This is a genomic window from Flavobacterium sp., from assembly GCF_035456085.1.
Classification (GTDB): domain Bacteria; phylum Bacteroidota; class Bacteroidia; order Flavobacteriales; family Flavobacteriaceae; genus Flavobacterium.
The window spans coordinates 1-3,152 of the sequence record NZ_DATIDY010000231.1 but is presented as its reverse complement, the minus strand read 5'-3'; the positions used below and the strand labels follow the sequence as shown (position 1 = coordinate 3,152).

Here is a 3,152-nt window from a genome sequence, read left to right as displayed (position 1 = left end):
CTACAACTCGTTCCTGAGGCAGAAATTAATGTCGCTTCGGCTTCGGAACGGATAGTTGGGAACAAAACTAATTCACCAATTTTCATCGAAATATCATAATGTTCTTTTTCATATCCAAAAGAACCCGCCATACCGCAACATCCGCTTGGGATATTTAGAACAGTATAATTCTTTGGCAACATCAGGATTTTTTTAAGCGGAACCAATGATGATAAAGCTTTCTGGAAACAGTGTCCGTGCATACGAACTCTTTCGGTATTTTCAGTAAACGAATCCGATGTGATTCGGCCTTCGTCTAATTCTTTCGCCAAAAATTCTTCGATAAGCATTGCTCTGCTTGAAAATGCTTTGGCTTTTTCTTTGAAATCTCCTCTGCACAAATCTGGATATTCATCACGGAATGATAAGATTGCCGATGGTTCAATTCCAACTAAAATCGCATTTGCCGGCATTTCTTTGGCGAAAGCCTGAGTATTCTTTTCAGCAATTTCTCTAGCTTCTTTAATCATTCCTTTTGAAAGATAGGTTCTTCCACTGTAACCTATTTTTGGCACAACAACATTATATCCTAAACGGTTGAATAATTTTACCGCAGTTTGACCAATTTGCACGTCATAGAAATTCAGAAATTCATCGTTGTACAAATAAACATCTCCTTGTGTAAAATTCCCTGCTTGTTTGTAATTTTTAAACCATTTTGAGAAAGTGGTTTTATACATTAAAGGCAAATTTCTTTCGGTAGCAAAACCTGTAGAACTTTTTACAATATTGCCAATAATTCCGCTGGCACCAAAGTTATACAACCAAGGAATTGAAGCAAACAACTGGTTTATTTTTGGGGTGTTTCCAATAATTTTAGAACGCAATTTTACGCCGTTTTTATCATGGTATTGTTGTAAAGTTTCCGCTTTCAGCTTCGCCATATCCACATTCGAAGGACATTCGGATTTACAACCTTTACAACTTAAACACAAATCTAAAACTTCCAGTAAAGCTTCTTCGTCAAATTTATTGACTTTGGTTGAGGTTGTAATCGTTTCTCTTAATATGTTGGCGCGGGCACGAGTCGTATGTTTTTCGTCACGAGTCGCCATATAACTTGGACACATTGTACCACCGCTTTTCTCCGTTTTTCTACAATCTCCAGAACCATTACACATCTCTGCAGCGCGAACGAATCCGTTATGCTCTGAGAAATCAAAATAAGTTTCCGGCATTGGCGTATCTTGACCCGGATTGTATCTAAGATTGGTATCCATTGGAGGCGTATTCACAATTTTTCCTGGATTAAAAATTCCCCACGGATCCCAAGTATTTTTAACCTGGATAAACAATTGGTATATTTCCTCCCCAAGCATCAATGGAATAAATTCGCCACGAAGTCTTCCGTCTCCGTGTTCTCCACTCAATGAACCTTTGTATTTTTTAACTAAATGAGCAATATCGGTAGCGATAGTTCTGAAAAGCGCTGTTCCTTCTTTGGTTTTTAAATCAATGATCGGACGCAAGTGCAATTCCCCTGTAGCGGCGTGTGCATAATGAACGCAACTTAGATTTCTTTCTTTTAAAACAGCATTAAAATCTTCGATAAAATCTGGTAAATCATTTACGTCAACCGCTGTATCTTCAATAACTGCTACGGCTTTGGCATCGCCGGGAATATTCGACAATAATCCTAATCCAGCTTTTCTTAGGTTCCAAACTTTATTGGTGTCTTCGCCAAAAACGATAGGGAAGTGGTAACCTAAACCTTTGGAACGCATTACGGCTTCCATTTCTTTAGCCAGTTCCAGAATTTCTTCTTGTGTATCTCTCAAAAATTCAACAACCAAAATAGCCTGAGGATCGCCTTGCACAAAAAATCTGTTTTTGCTTTGCTCAATATTTTCTTTGGTACATTCTAAGATATAATGGTCAATCAATTCAACACTATCCGGATTGAATTTCAAGGCTTCCAAATTTGCTTTTAATGATTCGTTGATACTGTTGTGGTGCACGCAAACTAAAGCTGCGAAAGGTTTTAAAGCATCGACCAAATTCAATTTAATTGCTGTTGAGAAAAATAATGTCCCTTCAGAACCAGCGATTAATTTACAGAAATTGAACTTCTGACTCTGATCCCCAAAAGGTTCGCTATCTGCCAATAAATCCAAAGCATAGCCTGTATTTCTTCTTGGAATAGATTTCTTGGGATAATTTTCGTCAAATAAAGCTCTGTTTGATGCTGAACCCAATAATTCTTTGGCTTGCAAATAAATGTTTTGTTCCAAAGAACTAACAACATTTATTCCGTTGCATTTGTCTTCAAATTCGGCATTAGTTAATTCGCCAAATGTCACTTCATTTCCATCGGCCAAAAAACCTTTAATTTCCAATAAATGTTCACGGGTTGAACCATAAATAACCGATCTTGCACCGCAGGCATTGTTTCCGACCATTCCACCAATCATACAACGGTTGCTGGTTGAGGTTTCTGGTCCGAAAAATAGTTTGTACTGTTTTAAATGGATATTCAATTCATCACGAATCACACCAGGTTCTACCCAAGCCGATTTTTCAATAGGATCTACCGAAAGGATTTTGGTGAATTCTTGTGAAATATCAACCACAATTCCGTTCCCGACAACCTGTCCGGCAAGGGAAGTTCCGGCCGCACGCGGAATGACACTGCTTTTGTTTTCTCTGGCAAAAGCGATGATTTTTTGAATATCTTCTTTCGTTTTCGGAATGGCTACCGCCAACGGCATTTCTTTGTAAGCACTTGCATCAGTGGCATAAAGCGTACGCATGGTATGGTCGTACAATAATTTGCCTTCTAATTGCTTTTCAAGATTTTCAAGCTTCATTTTTATTTTAGATTTATGATTTATGATTTTAGATGGATGAAATCTGAAATTTTAAATCAAATGGATAATCTTTTTGTTTTTAATGCCTTTGCGCCTTTGCGTCTTTGCGAGACATTTTCTCATAAAGACGTAAAGACGCAAAGTTTTTTATTTGAAATTTAAACTTTAGAAATCTAAAGTATTAAATCAGAAATCATTAATAAAGAATTCTGTATCGAATAGTATTTGGAATCGCTTTTAGTTTTTTCTCCAATTCTTTGTTGTGGAAATTGTCGATATCGGTAATCACATAACCCAAAGTTTCGT

At 37.2% G+C, this 3,152-nt stretch carries 1 protein-coding gene; it reads right to left on the bottom strand.

Annotation, left to right across the window (positions count from 1 at the left end):
* Nucleotides 1-2,846, bottom strand: a 2,846-nt coding sequence (locus VLC96_RS17305) for an FAD-binding and (Fe-S)-binding domain-containing protein (protein ID WP_325264936.1), incomplete at its 3' end; no start/stop codon positions are given.
* Between the last annotated feature and the right edge of the window lie 306 nt (nucleotides 2,847-3,152).